Source organism: Anaerolineales bacterium, from assembly GCA_022866145.1.
GTDB lineage: Bacteria > Chloroflexota > Anaerolineae > Anaerolineales > E44-bin32 > PFL42.
This window is the reverse complement of sequence record JALHUE010000167.1, coordinates 1-2,816: the sequence shown is the minus strand read 5'-3', so window position 1 is coordinate 2,816 and position 2,816 is coordinate 1. Positions and strand designations below refer to the sequence as shown.

Annotated in this window: 6 protein-coding genes; 2 read left to right on the top strand and 4 right to left on the bottom strand. The window is 67.3% G+C overall.

The window, feature by feature from the left end; all coding sequences use genetic code 11:
* Together MUO23_05360 and MUO23_05355 are read left to right on the top strand one after the other, a co-directional pair.
* On the top strand, positions 1-482 hold a 482-nt coding region (locus MUO23_05360; protein ID MCJ7512381.1), incomplete at its 5' end, for an ABC transporter ATP-binding protein.
* Entirely contained in the window at positions 479-973 is a 495-nt protein-coding gene (locus tag MUO23_05355) for a DUF402 domain-containing protein (protein ID MCJ7512380.1), read from the top strand. The genes MUO23_05360 and MUO23_05355, both read left to right, overlap by 4 nt.
* 153 nt (positions 974-1,126) lie before the next feature.
* Here the strand turns inward: MUO23_05355 and MUO23_05350 are convergent, their stop codons facing one another.
* The 4 genes from MUO23_05350 to MUO23_05335 form a co-directional block, all read right to left on the bottom strand.
* The gene (locus tag MUO23_05350) at positions 1,127-1,327 is read right to left on the bottom strand and encodes a hypothetical protein (GenBank protein MCJ7512379.1); all 201 of its coding nucleotides are present in this window, start codon (positions 1,325-1,327) and stop codon (positions 1,127-1,129) included.
* A gap of 170 nt (positions 1,328-1,497) precedes the next feature.
* A complete protein-coding gene (locus MUO23_05345; GenBank protein ID MCJ7512378.1) occupies positions 1,498-1,845 on the bottom strand; it encodes a DUF4190 domain-containing protein in 348 nt (115 codons plus the stop codon).
* A gap of 25 nt (positions 1,846-1,870) precedes the next feature.
* On the bottom strand, positions 1,871-2,452 hold the full coding sequence (locus MUO23_05340) for a DUF4126 domain-containing protein (protein ID MCJ7512377.1): 582 nt from the start codon (positions 2,450-2,452) through the stop codon (positions 1,871-1,873).
* A gap of 15 nt (positions 2,453-2,467) precedes the next feature.
* Positions 2,468-2,816: hypothetical protein (locus tag MUO23_05335; protein ID MCJ7512376.1), on the bottom strand; the 349-nt coding region annotated here is incomplete at its 5' end.

The window sequence follows — 2,816 nt, the reverse complement described above, 5'->3', positions numbered from 1 at the left end:
TCATTGTGCCGCTGGAGTTGCGCGGGGAATCCCCGCGCCTGGCGCGCCAGCAGGCGCTGGAAATGCTGCCCTTGTTCGGGCTGGAGGGCTTCGCCGAGGCCTATCCGGCGGCGCTCTCCGGCGGCATGCGCCAGCGGGCAGCCTTGCTGCGGGCAGTGCTCAGTCAGAGGCAGCTATTGCTGATGGATGAGCCGTTCGGCGCGCTGGACGCCCTGACCCGCCGCGAGATGCAGGATTGGCTGCTCGGGCTGTGGGAGCGCCTGCGTCAGACGATTCTGTTCATCACCCACGATGTGGACGAGGCGGTCTACCTCGGCGACCGGGTCCTGGTCTTGAGCGCCCGCCCCGGGCGAGTAGTGGGCGACGTCCCGGTTCCGCTCCCCCGCCCGCGGCGCCAGAGCATGGTGGCGCGCCCGGCCTTTGGTGAACTCGTCGCCGAACTACTGCACACCCTGGGCGTGCCGGACGGCGACCGCGCATGAGGCGCGAAGACCCACCGCCGTTCATCGTGCACAAGCTGGACGCTGCCGGCCGGGAGGTGTGGCACTACCCCGGAGAAGTGCTGGAGGCGAGCGCCTCGCATATCGTGCTGCTGGCGTTCTTCGATCGGGAGGACACTGCCTTCAACGGCATGCAGCTGCGGCGCGGCGACCGCTTCGTCGAGACCTACTACAACGACCGCTGGTACAACATCTTCGCCATTCACGATGTTGAGACCGCCGCCTTCAAGGGCTGGTACTGCAACTTCGCCCGCCCGGCCACGATCGACAGCCACAGCCTGACCTGCGAGGACCTGGCCCTCGACTTGCTGGTTTTCCCGGATGGCCGGATGGCGGTGTTGGACCTCGAGGAGTTCGAAGCGCTGCAGATCCCTGCCGCCGAGCGCCAGCGCGCCTTACAAGCGTTGGACGAACTGCAAGCGCTGGCGCGCCAGCGCCAGGGACCCTTCGCCGATCGCCACCCGCCGGAGTAGCCCTCGGAGCCTCGGTCGGCCGGTCGCTCGGTCGCAGGCTCTGTGGCCGCCCCGCCGGGCCCGCCTGACGCGAGACGTGGGGCTTGGCCGTAGCCCAAACCCCACGTCTTGGTTGGCGAAGCCCAGGTTGTGGCCCTGGTCGAAGGACCGGCCTCAGGCTAGGACGCTGGTCGCCAGAAGCCGGGTCAGGCCCAGCAGTTGATCACCGAAGTTCCACAGGCTGACGGTCAGAATGCTGAGGGCGGCGCAGCAGCAGCACACCACGACCAGCACGATCAGCACGACCAGCCAGATCGGCCGCGACCGCTTCGGCGCGGCCATGGGCTCGACAGACGGAGATGTCGGCTCAGTCATCCCCTATTCCTCCTTCAGGCAGAGCCGGGGTTTGTCGGCTCCCCTGGACGGCTTCCCTTCCCGGAGTGCTGCCCAGCAAGGTTCCCTGCCGAGGGCAAGGCAGGCTGAAGGCAGACTCGACACCTCCGCACCGGGTCTTGCCCGGGGCAGCGGCCTGTTCCAGTAGGTATCTAGACGAACAACAGGCTCTGGATGACGGACCCGTATTGACCGGCGGCGTTGAAGATCCCTGCCGGCACCGCCACCAGGAGCACGCACGCGATGCACAATAGGCCCACGCCCACAACCACGCCGATCCAGCCCATGATCAGGCCGGCCGTCGCCATGCCGCTGCCCGTCACCGCGCCCGCGGATGCGCGGATCTCCTTGCGGGCCATGTAGCCGGTGATCACCGCCGTGATGCTGCCCAGGATGGGCAGGATCGTCAGTCCGACGATGCCGGCGATCAGGCTGACGAGGGCCATGGTGCTGGTCCGCCCGGCAGGCTGCACTTCGGGGGCAGTGCTCATTTCAGTCATTGCATCTCCTCCAGAGTAGGTTCGATCACGAATGGAGTGGGGCGACCCTATGGGCATCGCTCCGCTGCCACAGCCACCATATCACGAATGCCGTGAACAGGACGATCAGGCAACCGAGCACGATCGGCACCAGGATCGCCAGGATCGAGAGCACGGTGGCGGTGACGTCCTCGGCGATGCTCACCGGGACGTTGCCCGCCCCGCCGGTGGTGGCGGTGATCGCCGGACGAACGGCGGCGGCCTTGACCGCATGGACCGTTCCCGCCACCAGCAGACCGGCGATGATGGCCACCACCGGGTGGATGTTGGTCACGGCGCCGGTGCTGGCGGCGAAGAGCACGGCCCCGGCCGCCGGACGAACGAAGGTCTGGATGGCGTCGTTGACGTGATTGATCGCCGGCGCCTTGTCGGCGAAGAACTCCACCGCCGTCAGGATCACCAGCGCGCCGATCACCCACCAGCTGGTCAGCGGCTCCCAGCGTTCCGACAGCGTCAACAGGTTGGTGAAGCGCGCCATCAGAGCGATGGTCAGCAACGGCACATAGGCGTTCAACCCGGCGCTGGCCGCCAGGCCGAAGGCCGTGAGGACACCTGCAAGTTCAGTCATTCCAGTTTCTCCTCCTTAGAGCACAAAGCCGTTCCAGGTCTGGGTCACTGCGAAGCGAATCCAGTCGATCAGCGCGATTTGCGCCAGGGCCAGGGTCGCGCCCAGCAGGCCTGGCAGGACCAGATCCTTCCAGCCCCGGGCGCGATTCTCGCGCCGGAGCAGGATGATCGCCATCACGCTGTAAACCACGGTCAGCAGCCCCAACACCGACAGGGCGCTGGCAATCGCCAGCGGGTACAGCACCAGGGGATTCTCCCACAGAACCAGCAGCCCCATGCCCGCCGCCGCCAGCATCATCAGCGCCACGTCCTGCCAGCGCCTCAGCGCCGGCTCCGGCCGCCAGACCTTCCAGACGGCCTGGTTG